Annotated in this window: 14 protein-coding genes; 5 read left to right on the plus strand and 9 right to left on the minus strand. The window is 41.6% G+C overall.

The genetic code is table 11. The annotated features are described in order from the left end of the window. On the minus strand, window positions 1-1335 hold a 1335-nt coding region (locus TOL9009_RS38455; RefSeq protein ID WP_051502828.1), incomplete at its 3' end, for a FecR family protein. A gap of 531 nt (window positions 1336-1866) precedes the next feature. Here TOL9009_RS38455 and TOL9009_RS47000 point away from each other — a divergent pair. Then, window positions 1867-3642, plus strand: a complete 1776-nt coding sequence (locus TOL9009_RS47000; RefSeq protein WP_051502829.1) for a porin family protein — start codon at window positions 1867-1869, stop codon at window positions 3640-3642. 63 nt (window positions 3643-3705) lie between these two features. On the opposite strand, the gene TOL9009_RS0107255 is transcribed toward TOL9009_RS47000, so the two are convergent. Continuing rightward, window positions 3706-4521, minus strand: coding sequence for a sulfurtransferase (locus tag TOL9009_RS0107255; RefSeq protein WP_029632191.1), 816 nt, complete (start codon window positions 4519-4521; stop codon window positions 3706-3708). A 777-nt stretch (window positions 4522-5298) separates the two neighbouring features. On the opposite strand from TOL9009_RS0107255, the gene TOL9009_RS0107265 reads away from it, so the two are divergent. Then, window positions 5299-6513: a response regulator gene (locus tag TOL9009_RS0107265; protein ID WP_029632195.1), complete on the plus strand. Its 1215-nt coding sequence runs from the start codon at window positions 5299-5301 to the stop codon at window positions 6511-6513. Window positions 6514-6695: 182 nt separating this feature from the next. Here TOL9009_RS0107265 and TOL9009_RS38465 read toward each other — a convergent pair whose 3' ends face one another. Next, on the minus strand, window positions 6696-7826 hold the full coding sequence (locus TOL9009_RS38465) for an RNA-guided endonuclease InsQ/TnpB family protein (protein ID WP_038296227.1): 1131 nt from the start codon (window positions 7824-7826) through the stop codon (window positions 6696-6698). Window positions 7827-7958: 132 nt separating this feature from the next. On the opposite strand from TOL9009_RS38465, the gene glmU reads away from it, so the two are divergent. Both glmU and TOL9009_RS0107280 read left to right on the plus strand, forming a co-directional pair. Beyond that, window positions 7959-9326 carry a bifunctional UDP-N-acetylglucosamine diphosphorylase/glucosamine-1-phosphate N-acetyltransferase GlmU gene (gene glmU, locus TOL9009_RS0107275; protein ID WP_029632197.1) on the plus strand — a complete coding sequence of 456 codons (1368 nt, stop codon included), beginning with the start codon at window positions 7959-7961 and terminating at the stop codon, window positions 9324-9326. Window positions 9327-9431: 105 nt separating this feature from the next. Further along, complete coding sequence (locus TOL9009_RS0107280) at window positions 9432-9854, plus strand: DUF29 family protein (RefSeq protein ID WP_029632198.1); 423 nt, start codon at window positions 9432-9434, stop codon at window positions 9852-9854. Here the strand turns inward: TOL9009_RS0107280 and TOL9009_RS0107285 are convergent. The 6 genes from TOL9009_RS0107285 to TOL9009_RS0107300 form a co-directional block, all read right to left on the minus strand. Further along, window positions 9845-10798: an isoaspartyl peptidase/L-asparaginase gene (locus TOL9009_RS0107285; protein ID WP_029632199.1), complete on the minus strand. Its 954-nt coding sequence runs from the start codon at window positions 10796-10798 to the stop codon at window positions 9845-9847. The genes TOL9009_RS0107280 and TOL9009_RS0107285 overlap by 10 nt on opposite strands. Continuing rightward, entirely contained in the window at window positions 10799-10978 is a 180-nt protein-coding gene (locus TOL9009_RS45275; RefSeq protein WP_144238172.1) for a hypothetical protein, read from the minus strand. A 65-nt stretch (window positions 10979-11043) separates the two neighbouring features. After that, window positions 11044-11208 (minus strand): DUF2256 domain-containing protein, encoded by a 165-nt coding sequence (locus tag TOL9009_RS43200; protein WP_072022112.1) that lies wholly within the window; start codon window positions 11206-11208, stop codon window positions 11044-11046. Window positions 11209-11607: 399 nt separating this feature from the next. Next, on the minus strand, window positions 11608-14475 hold the full coding sequence (locus TOL9009_RS0107290; RefSeq protein ID WP_029632200.1) for a GAF domain-containing protein: 2868 nt from the start codon (window positions 14473-14475) through the stop codon (window positions 11608-11610). Window positions 14476-14695: 220 nt separating this feature from the next. Next, entirely contained in the window at window positions 14696-15076 is a 381-nt protein-coding gene (locus TOL9009_RS0107295; RefSeq protein ID WP_029632202.1) for a type II toxin-antitoxin system VapC family toxin, read from the minus strand. Next, window positions 15063-15296, minus strand: a complete 234-nt coding sequence (locus TOL9009_RS0107300; protein ID WP_029632204.1) for a type II toxin-antitoxin system Phd/YefM family antitoxin — start codon at window positions 15294-15296, stop codon at window positions 15063-15065. Before TOL9009_RS0107300 ends, TOL9009_RS0107295 begins: the two co-directional genes overlap by 14 nt. A gap of 151 nt (window positions 15297-15447) precedes the next feature. On the opposite strand from TOL9009_RS0107300, the gene TOL9009_RS38470 reads away from it, so the two are divergent. Then, entirely contained in the window at window positions 15448-16353 is a 906-nt protein-coding gene (locus TOL9009_RS38470; RefSeq protein WP_051502831.1) for a caspase family protein, read from the plus strand. Window positions 16354-16364: the final 11 nt, after the last annotated feature.

Raw genomic sequence — 16364 nt, forward strand, 5'->3', positions numbered from 1 at the left:
AACTGGCGGATTTGGAGTTATAACTGGCGGATTTGGAGTTATAACTGGCGGATTTGGAGTTATAACGGGTGGATTTGGAGTTATAACTGGCGGATTTGGAGTTATGACTGGCGGATTTGGAGTTATAACGGGTGGATTTGGAGTTATAACTGGTGGATTTGTAGGTGACTCTGGCTTGGTTGGAGTTATAACTGGTGGATTTGTAGGTGACTCTGGCTTGGTTGGAGTTATAACTGGTGGATTTGTAGGTGACTCTGGCTTGGTTGGAGTTATAACTGGTGGATCTGTAGGTGACTCTGGCTTGGTTGGAGTTATAACTGGTGGATCTGTAGGTGACTCTATCTTGGGTGGAGTTATAACTGGTGGATCTGTAGGTGACTCTGGCTTGGTTGGAGTTATAACTGGTGGATCTGTAGGTGACTCTATCTTGGGTGGAGTTGTAACTGATGTAGATCCGCTTAAATTGTCTTTTTTCTTATCGTTATTTGACAGGATTTCTCCTATTTCCTGAAAGGTATCTACAGAGGAATTGTTATTAATAATGTTGTTATCGGCGGCACTTGGCGAAGTAGGCGAACTCCCTGTAAGCTTTAGAAAAGATGGGTTTGTAATAACTCCTGCGCCGGTGATTGGCTTCTGTGCTGCTATAGCTGCGGTAGTTTCTTCTTGAACTTGAGCGATCGCCGGATCTGCACTTGGCACACCGGTTTTCCTAGCCAAATCAAGTCCTCGAACTAAATCGCTCGTCTCATAAAAAGTTCTCAAATCGAACTCGTATAATCCCTTAATTCTGTCTTTAACTATAACCAGCATCTGTCCGGCTTCTAGTACCCGACTCTGGGAAGCATCTTTATTAGAAACTTCAATACCGCTATTTGTCAGTGCGCCGACTACTGTAGTATCTGTTTGTTCGTCATAGCGCACGAATAATGCTGAACCGCGAATTGCTGCTGCTGCATTTGGCGTTTGTATACGTGTTCGCCCTTGTTTGGGTGGAATCAGTATAAATACAGTCCCGTTGGACAATTTAAAATTTCGCGTCCTCGGCAAAAATTGAAATACTGCTTGTTCTCCAACTCGTGCTAAAGAGCGATCGTTGAAACGTAACTCTGCTAGAGAAGCTCTACCTGTGGACACTCCATCCCCAGGAAACATTGCATCTGATGAACGTGCGGGACGTTGCTGTCTATTTTTTGGCTTCAGTTGCACTAAGTTGCGGATTTTTTCAATATCCGCACGAGTTAAAGGAGTTGTAGCACTTGCCTCTTGAGGCAAAGACACCACCGTCACCCCCCACATACCAATGACTAAAAGTGGTAATAATTTACGCAACATAGTTTGGAACCTCAAAATCTTTAACTGATACCAAGCCAGTTCAACACAAATTCTGATGTTAAAGGTTTAATATCATTTCTGTATGAAAATGCGCCTAATTTAGCTCACGCAGGTGCGCTTTGTTTGTTTAGCCGAGCCACTCCGTTGGACGGGTTTTCCGCCAGTTACGCATGTGGCATCCAGGTTAAAGCGCCTGAACGCGATCGGGGGAGCGCAGGGCGTTATGTGCTGCCTCACGTAAAATTGGTTTAAGCTTGCTAGTTGTTATAATCAGTTGATTCACGTATATTTCCCTAAACTTTATTTAAAACTTTAAAGGTAGAACACGCAAATGTACTATACTACATACTTCCTTTAACTTATTCAGATAAATCATAATTTAACTGAATACTAAACCGTAGCAATTATGACTTTTTCTTATGACTTAGGAGAAAGTCTTGTACCGTGATCAAACCAGCTCAAAGATTTAACATTCTTAGCTGGAACTTATAAGTAAGCTTACGAGTCTAAGTTTGGCAAACGCGATTAAAGATGCAACCCAAGTTCCGGAAAAATCTCTTATTTTCGACTTTACTAGCGTGCAGTGGTGCAAACTGGTGTTGCATCACCCAAGTAGATGCGGTGCTAGCGGCAAATTCAGATACACAAGATGCTAACAAGCACACAGTATCAATCATATCATCTATGGGTGTGAAAGAAGAAACACATCAGCCATGTCATAAAAATATTAATTTGAAAGCGATATCTGACGACAAGCCCTTCTCTACGAGAGGCTGCGCCAACGGGTTCCGGGGTGACGCTCGTTCGCCCTTGGCGTCTCCCTTTGGGAGAAGACTCGCTAACGCTTCCGCAGAGCGGACGCTTACGCGAACGCTATCGCAATCGACGGAAACCGCCATCGCTCTTAGCGTCTCCCCTTGGGAGAAGACTGCGACCCCCTCAGCGCTACGCTTCTACGCTACTGAAAAAGAAAATATCAAGTATTTTCAACTCAGTACAACCTCGGAAACCGCCAACTTTAATCTTGGGCAGGATTTACGCAACGCCAGTCATTACAACTTATCTTTGTACGGCGTTGGCTCCTCAGTCTTTAGTACCTTCAATTTCTATAATTCGCCAATTTTATACTCACAGCAACCCCCACCTGAAGCACCACCCCCACCTGAAGCACCACCACCACCACCTGAAGCACCACCCCCACCAAATCCACCACCACCACCCCCAAATCCGGCGCCACCAAATCCACCACCACCACCCCCAAATCCGGCGCCAAGGGAAGAACCAAGCAACATTCCTACCACTCCTCAACAGCGCAATGAACCACCGCAGTTAGAAGGACAGCCAAACGATTTTCTCCAAACTTCCCCAACACCATTAGAGCAATTGTTGGAGAAACCGCCTTTAACTAACTCCGAAAGGCTAGACAGGCTCATACGTCGGTTGCAAGAGGTCAAAGAGACATCACCTGAGTCAGATAGCTTTGAGGAAATAGGCACAATACTAGCGAAGCCTATAGATTTGCCACCACCAGTAGAACAACTACCACCACCACCCTCACCAAAACCCGTAACTAAGTTTAAGCCCATAGGCTCCCTGCGGGGTTATGTGGGATTTTTTGGAACAAATAATATTTTTTCGTCAGAAGTTGGTCGGATACAGGATGGCTTGGTTTTTACTGGACTGACGCTAGCTTCTGCACCTTTAGCCTTAGGACCTAAGACTTATTTAAATGCAGGAATTGATGGCAATTTGATTTTTTATATAGATCAATCACAATTTAATTACAATCAGGTAAGATTCTACGTAAGTATTTATCAACAGCTATCACGGCGGATGTATGGTGAACTCGGTTGGAGCAATCAACAGCTGTTTTATGCTAAAGACGGCGATTTCTTTTCGGCAGGCGATCGCTTTTTAAATGAAAATTCTGTGCATTTTTCTCTAGGACGGCGAGATCCCCTAACTCAAAAGTTGGTGCTAGACAGCTTCTATGAATTACGTCTGAATTTTGCCGATCCAGACAGTCGTAACCGGATAAACAACTCTTTCTTACTTTCTTTGAGTTACTACTGGTTACAATCGCTGCAAGTTGGTTTTAACTACCAGTTTAATTTGTCAGACTTTACGCTGCGCCAACGAGAAGACCAATATCATCGATTATACACTAGCTTAACTTATGGAATATCTGACTCCACTAATGTCAGCGTCCAAGGCGGTGTAAGCTTAGGTGGTTCTACCGACCAAAATATTAATTTTGATGGCTGGTTCTTTAGTCTCAATTACAATTTTGAATTAGGTAAGTTTTGAAAAAAGTTGATAATTGATAGTTGTTAGTTGTTATTCCACTATCCACTATCAATTATCAACTCACTAATAACTAATCCAATCACTCCAACTGCCAGCATATAATTTAGCGTTTTGAATACCAGCTAGTTCTAAAGATAATAAATTGACGCAAGCGGTAACGCCAGAACCGCAATAAACTATAATTTCCTCTGCTTTTTCCAGTTTGGATGCGCGATCGCTTTGCTGTTGTGGTGAAAGTACGTAGCCTGAAGAATCTGTCACTTCTAGCCAAGGATAGTTTACAGCACCGCTGATATGTCCGGCAATTTTATCAATTGGTTCTCTTTCACCAGAAAAGCGATCGCTTTCCCGTGAATCCACCAACACTACTCCTGGCAAAGATGAGCGAGTTTTCACTTCTTCCCTATCTACCACCATTTGTGTTTGTACCTGTGGGACGAATGTTGCTATCCGAGGTTCAGGAATAACATCTGTGACGGGATACCCGGCTTTTTGCCAACCAGCAAAGCCTCCTGTAAGCACGGCTACTTCCTCATGCCCTAAATAACGCAAAAGCCACCACAAACGAGCTGCAAAAGCAAGACGCGAGTCATCGTAAGCTACAACTAAAGTCTTTGGCTTCACCCCCATTGCTGATAACTTCTGCGCTAAATCTGCGGGGTTGGGTAAAGGATGTCTTCCTCCATGTTCTCCCACAGAACTAGAAAGATCCTGGTTTAAGTCTAAATAATAAGCTCCAGTTATATGACTTGCTTGATATTGCTGTTGTCCTAAAATTGGATCGGCAAGTGAAAATCGACAATCCACAATCACAACTTGCGGATTGTCAAGGTGTGCAAACAACCATTCGACAGAAACAACAAATTGAGTCTTAGTCATAAAATTGGTAATTGATGAAAAATAGGGGGAAAGGGGAAAGGGTAAGAATTTTCACAAAATTTATAATTTTTTTTCACAACTGTGGGTAAAAATATTTATGTGATACAAATCACTAAGAATATAAGTAAGTTATCACTGCAAAACTTTGCTAATCATAGTTAAATAAAAGCTATTTATCAAGCAAGGGAAAAGGGGGAAAGCAAAAAAGGGAAGGAAGTGCGGTCTTCTCCCGAAGGGAGAGGCGCTTCTCCAAGGGGTTTCTCCAAGTAGAATAACTGCCTCACCGCACTGCCTCCCCTTTCCCACTCTTCATGATGTGATACAAATCACTAAGGATACAAGTAAGTTGTGACTGTGAAACTCTGCCAATCATAGTTTAGATGTTTTCCATTCGTAAAGCGAAAAATGCGCGTGTGATAGTGTGGAAAATAAAAACTTGGAATTAAAAATCCCTTACCCTTACTTTGATCTAAATTTAGCCAGGACAACATCTTATGGCGCTGCAATGTTTAAAAAAAATCTCCGTAAAAAACCTGATTTAACATTTGTCAAAATTGCTCATACTGGAATTAGACTAGTGGAAAATTTGGTAACTATACTTGTTTTATCTTGTTCCAATAACACATAAAAAACACATGCTATGTATTACAACCAACATTTGACAGTTATGATGCATAAAGCTTGTGAAAATACAAACTGGAATCTAGTCAAATAATAAAAATGTTTTATCTAACATTGTGAAGTTTTTTATTGGAGTGCGTTTGTTATTCAATGGACATGCAAGTATATAGGCTCTACGAACAACTTGTTAGTGGGTTAAACCCCTCAAACAATGTCAATGGTATTATCGCTTCAAATCACGCCTTAGTATTCAACAAAACCGAGAGTAATTCCTTGAGCTTATCTAAACAAAAGGTGATGGCTAAAGAAACCGAAACCTTGTCTTGTTGGATGGATATTGATGTTAATACAACTGAAAATTCACTGGTCTCGACAACGCTACAAGCGAAAGTGTCTAATGTGGATGGCTTTGATTATGAAGCGCCAAAAATTTTAGTAGTAGACGATCATGCCCCCAGTCGGATGACTGCTGTCGCACTTTTAGCGATGGAAGGCTACGAAGTAATTGAGGCGGACAGTGGTTATACTGGCATAGAACTGGTAACACAAAAACAACCGGATCTAATTTTGCTAGATGTAATGATGCCGGGGATGGATGGATTTCAAGTGTGCCAGTTACTTAAGCAAGATGAACATACCAGGTTAATTCCGGTGATTTTCATTACAGCCTTAAATGATAAGCGATCGCGCATTCAAGGAATTGAAGCTGGGGCAGATGATTTTTTAACCAAACCTTTTGACCGTTTAGAATTGGCAGCACGGGTTAAATCTTTAGTCAGGCAAAAGCGTTTAAACGAAGATTTAGACCATGCCGAAAAAGTGCTATTTTCCATTGCCAGAGCAATTGAAAGTCGCGATCCCAACACTGGCGACCACTGCGAGCGACTGGTAACATTGGGAGAAGCTTTTGCAGAATTCCTCAATCTCTCACCCAACCAAATTCGGAATTTGACGTGGGGGGGTTATCTCCACGATATCGGGAAAGTGGGTATTCCTGACACAGTGCTACTAAAGCATGGTAAACTCACTCCCGAAGAGTGGGATATTATGAAAAAACACGTTTTGATGGGAGAAAAAATCTGCCAGCCATTACGCAGTATGCGCGGTGTAATTCCGATAATTCGCCACCACCACGAACGCTGGGATGGCTCAGGTTATCCCGATGGACTGAAGGAAGATGAAATTCCTTATCTGGCACAAGTTTTTCAAATAATTGATATTTATGATGCCCTAACTAGCGAACGACCTTACAAAATAGCTTTGAGTGAAGAAGAAGCTCTCAGCGTCATGGCAGAAGAAACAGCTAAGGGTTGGCGCAACCCCAAACTAATGCTAAAGTTTACAGAATTTATTCTCTCAAGGCAGCAATAAATTTTTTAATAATAATTAACATTTTGGTTCAGAGCGTAATCAGGTATCATTTGAGCGGGAATCTCAAACTATTTGTTTGACACTCCTCACGCCTGAAGGCGTGAGGATTCTTAGTTCAATGATCGGACTTAAATTAAGAACGTTACCGCACCTAAAGATAGAGGTCTAATCTCCCTAAGCGTTTATGATCGTTCCTCGATCAAAGTTCCGACATGCCCTGTCGTACCTATCCCACGATTTAGGATATTAATTGCTGCGTTATGATCTCTGTCCATCTCGCAACCACATTTACATATATGTGTTCGTGTGGACAGGCTCTTTTTAACAATCGTTCCGCAGTTATGGCATTCAAGGCTTGTATAGGCGGGATTTACAGCAATTGTAATTCTGCCAAATACCTTTCCGAAATATTCTAAGAACACTCGAAATTGATACCAAGAAGCATCGCTAATTGATTTTGCTAAACAGTGATTTTTTACCAGGTTAGACACTCTCAAGTCTTCATAGACCACTACATCGTTTGATGTGATTACGCACCGCGCTAACTTGATAGCATGGTCTTTACGTTGTCTACTTATTTTAAGGTGTCGTTTACCCAAAACCACCCTTGCTTTGCGGCGATTTGCTCCACATGAAGTTTTCCGACTTACTAAGCGTTGGGCGCGTTTTAATCGCGCTTCACCCTTACGCAGAAATTTAGGATTTTGTTCCATCTCGCCATTTGAATCGGTGTAAAACTCTTTCAAGCCAACATCCAATCCAATTGTTTTACCTGTTGTTTTGACTTGTTCAACACGCTCAATCGCTAAACAAAACTGGACATAGTATCCATCCGCTCGTTTGATTAACCGTACTCGCTTTATTTGGCTCGGAGCATAAAAATTCAGGTCGCGAGTACCTTTCATTTTTAATCTGCCGATACCACATTTGTCGGTAAAAGTGATTGATTTGCGGTCATTCGACAGCTTCCAAGAATTTGTCTTGTACTCAACAGAGCGACAATTTTTTTGAAATTTTGGAAAGCCAACTTTCTTGCCTTTTATCCCTTTCTTAACATTGTCATAGAACCGAGAAATTGCCGACCATGCTCTTTCCGCGCTAGCTTGCCGTGCCATTGCACCCAACTTATTTGCAAAGTCAAATTCTTTAGCCCAGATCGCACAGTATTTAGAAAGATCGAACCAAGATTTTGCGCCGCCATCCATCCATAAGCGAATCGATTTATTGCGAATGAATTGACAAACTCTAATCGCTTCATTGATCGCTTGGAATTGGTTTGGTTTGGCGTAAACTTTGAATTCGAGAACTAGCATTTTCTTTTCTCTGGTTATTCCTATGATAGCATACTCGTCATAGGAATAAATTAATTAAAGAAGCACGACGAAGGGGGAGGCTCTAAACCCACAATTGTCGGTAGATTGATCGTAATTCACTGATAGCTAATTATGGTAGTTGTAGCAATTCTAGCGGCAGGACGCGGGACAAGGATGAAATCACACTTACCCAAGGTTTTACATTCTTTGGGTGGGCGTAAGCTAGTAGAGAGAGTTCTCGAAAGTGTACAACCGTTCAAGCCCTCCCGGCAAATGCTAATTGTCGGATATCAAGCTGTTGAAGTAAAAACAGCTATGCAATCAAACCCAGATTTGGAGTTTGTTGAACAAGCTGTACAATTGGGAACAGGTCATGCCATCCAGCAATTACTCCCCCACCTCGAAGGCTATACTGGGGATTTACTGGTGTTAAACGGGGATGTGCCGTTATTACGCACCGAAACAATCAAACAACTGTTGCAAACTCATCAAGAAAATCACAACGCTGCTACCATCCTCACTGCACACCTGAGCGATCCTAAAGGCTACGGGCGTGTTTTTTGCAACAGTGATAACATTGTTGAACAAATGGTTGAAGATAAAGATTGCACTACTGCCCAAAAAGAAAATCGCCGCGTCAATGCGGGAATTTACTGCTTTAATTGGGAAAAATTAGCAAATATTTTACCACATTTGCTTTGCAATAATGCTCAAAAAGAATACTACCTCACTGATGCGGTAACTCAAGTTGGCAAAGTGATGGCAGTTGATGTGCCAGATTATCAGGAAATTCTCGGTATTAACGATCGCCTGCAATTAGCAACAGCATCTGATATTTTACAAAGGCGAGTCAAGGAAAAATGGATGGCGGCAGGTGTCACTCTCATCGACCCCACCAGCATTACAATTGATGACACAGTAGAATTACAGCCAGATGTAATTATAGAACCGCAAACTCACCTCCGAGGCAATACGGTCATTCAAACAGGATGTCGCATCGGACCTGGGAGTTTAATTGAGAATAGCCAATTGGGTGAAAATGTCACCGTGATGTATTCTGTGGTGACAGATAGCACAGTGCAGGAAAACACCCGAATTGGTCCTTATGCCCATTTGCGCGGACATGCACAAGTGGGGGCAAATTGCCGCATCGGTAATTTTGTGGAATTAAAAAATACGAAGTTAGGCGATCGCACCAATGCAGCACATTTGTCATATTTGGGCGATACCACTACCGGAAATCAAGTAAATATCGGTGCTGGTACAATTACCGCCAATTATGATGGTGTCAAAAAACATCCTACCAAAATAGGCGATCGGACTAAAACTGGTGCGAGTAGCGTTTTAGTGGCTCCTTTGACACTAGGAAATGATGTCACAATCGCTGCCGGTTCCACTGTTACAGAAGATGTCTCTGATGATTGTCTGGTAATAGCCCGTGCGCGTCAAGTAGTTAAACCCGGTTGGCGGTTGAAGACTCCCGACGAGGATTTGGGCTAACCGTCGTAGAGACGTTCCACCGGAACGTTTTTACAATAGAAAAACAATGTAGAGACGTAGCAGTGCTACGTCTCTACAAGGGTTTTGGATAACGCATAATTCAATATGGAAGAACTACTAGAACTTAGGCAACTTCTAGAACAAGGTAAAGTTTATGAAGCCCTGCTATTGGTGGATGAGTTAGAAGAAATGAGCCTGAGTAACAAAATCAATAAAATTGATAGTTACGGCGTAATTCTTCTCATTTATTTAATTAAACAGAAAGCTGAAAAACGTTCTACTCGCTCTTGGGAGATATCTATAGAAAATGCGGTGCGAGAAATAAACAAAATCAACAAGCGCGGCAAATCAGGCGGTTTTTACTTGCAGAGGGCAGAATTAATCGATATTCTGCAACAAGGATATCAACTAGCTTTGAAAAAAGCGGCGCTTGAAGCTTTTGAAGGACGTTATGAAACGGAAGAATTAGCAGTAATGATTGACGAACAAGAAATTATAGCTTCAGCGCTGAAATTAATTCAGCAATAACCTACTAGTTCTTCGCTAGTCCATTCCAAAGTGTCATTAATTTTTTCGCCATCGTGGTAAGCTGCAAGCAAGACTTCGCTGGTTTTACCCCAAGCGATCGCCCCATTCGCATCAAGAGCGATCGCCCCAAAATCCCGCTTGTGGTTTTGTCCTTCCCTAAATGAACGCTGCATTGCATCTTTGAGGGACATACCATCAGTAACCCGGATGACAATTTTTGGTGCCAAACACTCATCAATGATATCTTCGCCAATACCTGTACAACTTACGGCAGCATTCACTGTAGCATAATTACCCGCAGGCATGGCAGAATCACTGACACGCCCAATCCGCTCAAAGCCTTTACCACCAGTGGAAGTACCAACAGCAAGTCTGCCGTGAGTATCTAATACTACTACGCCAATGGTACCGCGTCGAGCGTTACTAGTTTCCACTAGTTCCGGTTCTGCCACCACCCCAGCCATTGTTCTTTTAAAATTATCTTGGCGTTCTTGCATCCACTCTTGCAAACGCAACTCAGTTAAAGCGTTGTAACTAGGAATTTGCATTTCCCGCGCTAGTTCAGCAGAACCGTAATCTGACAGCACTCGGTCGGGTGAATTTTGTAAAAATTGCGCCAATTCAATCGGATTTTGCACCCGCGAAACATTAATTACACCACTAAAGCTTTGCGTTGTTCCATCCATCAAAGAAGCACTCATGCGGATTTGACCGTCAGATTGCAGTACTGAACCAGTACCAGAATTAAAGCGGGGGTCATCTTCCAACATTTGACAACCCCGCACCACCGCTTCCGAAGCTCTTGCACCAGAAAGTAAAAGAGAATAAACTTCCTCTACTATTTTATAGAGCGATCGCCGCACTATCTCTACTCCCCCTTTACCGTGGAGAGAACTCCCAGCTCCTCCATGAATAATCAATTTAGGTTGCATATGTAACTTCATTTATACCTTTGCGCTATTTGCGTCTAATACTAAGTTGCGTTTAACCAGGAGATTAGGGCATTGGGCATTGGGCATTGGGCATTGGGGAGCCAGTGCGTTGCGGTGAGTCCACTCGGCGGTGTCGGTTTCCGTCCCGTCGAAGTGGCGAACCCGAAGGGAGGAACACGACCGTTGAAGCATCTGGCGTCATTGGTAATAATTCTTTTCCCTTTCCCCTTTCCCCTTTCCCCCTCTTCAAATTTTCCCTAGTCCCCAGTTGTTTTAGCCTCAGAACGATGACGACGACAGCGTTCTGAGCAATATTTCACTTCGTCCCAGCAATCTTCCCATTTCTTACGCCATGTGAAGGGACGTTGACATACCGGACAGATTTTTGTAGGTAAATCAGATTTAGAACGGGTACGTGCCATATCAAATGGTGCAGATTTGAGTTAAATGTGAAAGTCAGATGGAAGACAATTATAACCAGAATGCTACAACGGTTGAATACTTTTTGCGAACAAATGTGGGGTCATTCCCCTCCTAAGCTTTTTGACGATCTGCTACGGAGATATTTAATCTACTTGGCGGCTCTTTAAGGAAAAATTCCCTTTATTTAAGATGAATAGAGGAATGTAAAGAAGTCTCTCAAACATTTTTTTGCCACTGCTAAACCGAGAAATGTAATGGGTTATACCCCTCAAAACCTAACCAAGCTTTTTATGTACTTTTTCAAACTAGTTAAACAGGGTTAATACTTATAAAGACTGTTTCAGTCCAGCTTGGCAATTTCAATTGAAGGTTTGCAGTTTCATGCTTAAATCTGCAAGTTAATATGATTCATTGCCACAAACTAGAGGTAACAATAAACGGCTGACTACTCGATTATCTGGTAATTGATAAACCTGCAATTCTCCCCCTAGTTTTTGCATGAGGTTTTGGCAAATCAGTAGGTGTAAACCGGGTAGTTGATTGAGGTTTAACAAAGCAAGTAAATCTTTGGGTGTATCTTGGTGTAGCTCTTGAAGTAGCTGTAGGTCAATGATGCCATTATCTGTGATTGACACTTCTAAGGAACGCTCATCTAGATAGCGACACCAAATATCAATTCTGCTGTTTGTTGGAGAACGATGACATGCTCCAAGCAACAATTCATGCAGAATTAATTCTATTTTCACGATGTCACCAGCGATCGCTATTGAGGATTGATTGTTTGTAGTTTTCCCTTTAGTGTAAAGCAAACCGCTTTGTTCTGACTCTTGAATGCCAACAGATCCTAAACCATGCACCCCTACCCACAACTTCTGCTGTTTAATTAAATTATCAATTCGTTCGAGCGATCGCTTGAACAAACTAGCGATTGGCATTTTTTCACAGGTAAAAACCAACTGCCACTGCTCCAGCTTTAACAATTGTGTCATCGAAGTGGTTGTATAATCTAATTGCCGCAGCAGTTCCCCAAAGCGCATTTGAGCTAGTTCCGTCCCCGGAACCCCCAAATCATGAATTTGACCGAGTAACAACGTTGTCGTTCTTTGAATGTCTTCTAAACGACGATGTTTGTACCAATTGAGTTGTTGTAATTCCTCTGTTGTTGATTCAAGACTTTCAGTGATTTTTAGCCATCGTCGCGACCAAGCTAATTGACAAATTAACGCTTCTATGGTGAGAAAACTTTGTTCTGACCAGCGCCGTTCTGAATTGTCAGCCATCAACACTACACCTGTAGGTTGATAATCAGGATTGGTACGTAATGCCATCACCAAAATTTGACCGATGTCAGTACCATTCAACCATTTCTTAGTATCAGGTGGTAAATCATTCACGCTCAGAGTTAATAAACCATCTGTAGCAAGCGCCCACTGAATCAAAACTTCTGTTTCAATTAAGATGGGTGCATTGAGAGCGATCGCAAACCGATTATTGGCAATTACTCCGGGTATAATTTCGGCTACATGCTGACCGGGCGACCAAGATAATAGTATCGCCAAAGGACACTTGAGAAGAGATGCGATTTGTTGCAGTGCTGTACGTTCTAGATGGTTTTCTTCAGCTTCGATTGTAGTGTATGCCTGTTCCGTAACGCGAAAAAATTGCTGGAAGGTTTGTAAAATTTTTTGCTGTTGATCCGTGCTTGCGTGTAACTGCCACTGACGGACAATCAGACCAATTTGTTGAGCGACAACCTGCAAAAGCTCTTTTTCTAAAGTTGTCCAAACGCGGTAGGCTTCGTGAGCAATTACTAAAAGCGCTTCTGGTGCATATTTTGCCGCACAATTACTAATTAAAAGCGATCGCACGCCATTTTCCAATAACGGAAAACGCCAATTAAAAAAGCGCAAATCTTCCTGGAAATTTTCTATCCCCACTGCAACTGTAGAACGTTGCAAAAGCTGTGAATCGACTTCTTTGAGAGCATCGAGAGTAAATGTCAAACATCGGCGATTAGCAAGCTGACTTTGGTAAACAAATTGATAATTATTTTGGTCTGGGTTGTACTGTAAGAGTAAAAACCAATTTGCCCCTAAGCGCTGCAAAACTTTTGCCGCACAGTTACTTAAAATTTCTTCCACATCATGATTACTATAAATAGCTTGGGCAACTTGGCTAGTTAACTCAGAATCTTGTTGAACTTGATTGATAGTAGTTTCCATACTTTCAGTGGGAACAACTAGAGAAATTAACCCAGCAGCACTTTTGAGGAAATTTGTATCAGCTTCCGTCCAAATTCGCGCTTCATTTGCTTCCACTGTTAAAAAGCCAAGTAAATCTTTTTGCCAGATGATAGGAGCAGCTAAAAGCGATCGCACTCGCAGCCGTTGTAGCAACTTTCCAGTAAAATTACTTTTAATAGAACTACCTGCCTCACTAATCGAGACAATTTGATTGACCGACAAAGCATAGTAAAAATCGCTAAACTCCTGTACCGTAATTCCCGCAACTTGCTGATTATTTGTATGGCTAATGCTCTTTGATTGATTGCTAACCCGTCGCCAAAAATAGCGCCCTTCGCGCACAAACCAGTAAATATTAGTGCGGCTAGGAGAGACAAATTCATGAGTTGCCTGCACTACTGCTTGTAACTTTGGTTCTAAATTATTTAAAGTTTGGACTCGCTCCAACAATTTCATCAAAGGCTCATCAAGACGCTTTATTTGCCGCTCTTGCAAATTAATCTCACTTTGATGCAGTTGTGCGCCCAGTTCGCCTAAAACTATTAATATCCTTACTTTGTCTTCCCCTCCCAGTGAGTAACCCCAACGTTCTGAACCCAGCAACACCACACCCAAACAACGGTCTTTATAACGAATTGGCAAAAAAATTGTTCCTTGAATGTTGTATTTTTTTGCTAATTTCTGCCATTCTTCCCCTCGGTTTTCGGCTCGCAAATCGGCTACACCCAAGGGACGCTGTTCAATTAGTACTTGCTCTAATAAATCTCCCGGACTCAGAACCACGCGTTGTTGTAAAAGAGTGGTGTCATTACCTGGCGTGAAGCCCCCTTGACCAAATAATATATGATTAAATCTGTCGTAAAGAGCAATCCAAATCAATTTATAATCAAACTGCTCTTGGATATAAGAAATAGTAGTTTCAATCAGAACGTCAACATTATTTTCTTCCCTAAGGCTTTGGAGAACGCGACCCAAGGAAAAAAGTTGTGATTCGGCGGCTATAGGTTTTTGGTTCGGCGCCATCTGAATTATCAGTCAACATAGCTAGTAATATAGAATGCCCAGAAAAGCACTCAAACTAATATTGCAACTATAGGACTCATAATGCTATTTTTCGGTGTCGTACTTTCGTCGCTAACACACCCTACGTTGATTTGCGTAGATGGATGTTCTGTGTTTCTTAGGTGATGCGGATTTGAAACTGTGTAGGCATCGCTGCTTTTGTGATTAATTTAAGTAAGTTTCAATCATACCATTTTGCATACAGATAGTTATTTAGAATATTTTGGTCTTTGCTCAGTAATATGTTGTTATTTAACAGAGCATTTGCCGTAATAATCCGGTCAAAAGGATCGCGAGTCCAAGTAATCGTTAAAGCAATGCTGATAATATCTTTAAAGTCTTTATTACATATCTTTAAACCAATCTGCTCGGACAGTTGGGCAATAATCAGATCCGATTCATCTGTAAGACGTTTTATCTCATATAAATACTGTAACTCTAATCGAACAATTGCCGAAATATAAATTTCATTGTCATTAATTAAGTTTTTAGCTTTTTCAGTTAATTTGTCTGTCAAACCAGAATAAAGCCATGCTACTACATGAGTATCAAGATAAATCAATCTTAATCTCCTGTTCCCAAGTAATATTAACTAAATCATCTGGATTCCCTTGAATAGCATTAGGTTTAAAAGTCAAATTTTTCAGCTTATCTGTTTCTACAGGAACAATCTTGAACAACTTGCCATTTTTGTTAAGTTCTAGTGGAATACCTGTTTCTAGTACTTCATCCAGTAGACGCTCAATATTATTACTCAATTCCGTTAGTGTAACCTTTTTCATGGCTTCGCGCCTCATGACTGTATTATTTATTTTAGCGGCTCTGTCTTCTGCCTTTAGAAAGGTTTATGTTACAAATTCTGATACAAACAACTAACTTGAGAACTAGGCATTATAAAGTGAAAGCACTTGTGTATTATTACGTACAGTAGTTATGCGTTTTATTTCTCGCCGTAGATTTTTCCAATTCGCTGGCTCTACTTTAGCAACTTTGGGGTTTAGCCAGTCTAACTTTCTCCGACAGGCTGAAAGTTACGGAAAAGTTCTAGCAAAAACTACTTCACGCAAAGTTGCCTTACTGGTGGGTATTAATGATTATAAATCTCAGCCTTTGCGGGGATGTCTCAGTGATGTGGAGTTGCAGCGCAATTTGCTGAAATATCGCTTTGGTTTTAACAAAGAAGATATTCACACTCTGACTAACCAACAAGCGACTCGTGAAAATATATTACAAGCATTTGAAGAGTATTTAATTAAACAAGCCAACCCTGATGATGTGGTGGTGTTTCACTTCTCAGGACATGGTTCCCGCATTAACGATCCAGATCCTATTTTAGTGAGTTTCGTTGATAACACAGGTTTAAACGGGACTTTAGTACCCATTGATGGTTTGCTACCTCCTGGATATCCTCAACAAGGTGGACAGGTTAAGGACATTATGGGACATACTTTGTTTCTGTTGATGGCATCTGTGAAAAGTGAAAATTTCACCGCTGTTTTAGATAGTTGTTTTTCTGGTGGTGCAACTAGGGATTTTCGCATTCGTTCTCGTGATGGTGGTAAGAATATCCAAGTTTTGCCGGCAGAAAAAGCATACCAAGAAAAGTGGCTAACTAAACTTAACCTCAAACGCCAAGATTTTGTCAAAGGTGCTGATATTAAAGCTGCGGCACTGGCTTTTAATAAAGAACTGTTAAAAAAACAAGATTCTGCGGGTATCCCAGAAGTGGGAATAAAATTGAGCCAAATGATTCTCGCACCTGTAGCGAGTCAACTAAAGCAAAAACGCTTGCTCATCGTTCGATCAGCGTCTGACAAAGATCCCACAGCCACGCAATGATCAATCCAGAG

Source organism: [Scytonema hofmanni] UTEX 2349 (genome assembly GCF_000582685.1).
In the GTDB taxonomy this organism is placed as follows: Bacteria; Cyanobacteriota; Cyanobacteriia; order Cyanobacteriales; family Nostocaceae; genus Hassallia; species Hassallia hofmanni.

Excerpts from the sequence above, each read along its gene's own strand:
- TOL9009_RS38465 (WP_038296227.1), bottom strand. The coding sequence starts at position 7,826 with ATGCTAGTTCTCGAATTCAAAGTTTACGCCAAACCAAACCAATTCCAA.
- TOL9009_RS45275 (WP_144238172.1), bottom strand. The coding sequence starts at position 10,978 with ATGCTTCAACGGTCGTGTTCCTCCCTTCGGGTTCGCCACTTCGACGGG.
- TOL9009_RS0107265 (WP_029632195.1), top strand. The coding sequence starts at position 5,299 with ATGCAAGTATATAGGCTCTACGAACAACTTGTTAGTGGGTTAAACCCC.
- TOL9009_RS0107255 (WP_029632191.1), bottom strand. The coding sequence starts at position 4,521 with ATGACTAAGACTCAATTTGTTGTTTCTGTCGAATGGTTGTTTGCACAC.
- TOL9009_RS0107300 (WP_029632204.1), bottom strand. The coding sequence starts at position 15,296 with ATGAAAAAGGTTACACTAACGGAATTGAGTAATAATATTGAGCGTCTA.
- glmU (WP_029632197.1), top strand. The coding sequence starts at position 7,959 with ATGGTAGTTGTAGCAATTCTAGCGGCAGGACGCGGGACAAGGATGAAA.
- TOL9009_RS43200 (WP_072022112.1), bottom strand. The coding sequence starts at position 11,208 with ATGGCACGTACCCGTTCTAAATCTGATTTACCTACAAAAATCTGTCCG.
- TOL9009_RS38470 (WP_051502831.1), top strand. The coding sequence starts at position 15,448 with ATGCGTTTTATTTCTCGCCGTAGATTTTTCCAATTCGCTGGCTCTACT.
- TOL9009_RS0107285 (WP_029632199.1), bottom strand. The coding sequence starts at position 10,798 with ATGAAGTTACATATGCAACCTAAATTGATTATTCATGGAGGAGCTGGG.
- TOL9009_RS0107280 (WP_029632198.1), top strand. The coding sequence starts at position 9,432 with ATGGAAGAACTACTAGAACTTAGGCAACTTCTAGAACAAGGTAAAGTT.
- TOL9009_RS0107290 (WP_029632200.1), bottom strand. The coding sequence starts at position 14,475 with ATGGCGCCGAACCAAAAACCTATAGCCGCCGAATCACAACTTTTTTCC.
- TOL9009_RS47000 (WP_051502829.1), top strand. The coding sequence starts at position 1,867 with ATGCAACCCAAGTTCCGGAAAAATCTCTTATTTTCGACTTTACTAGCG.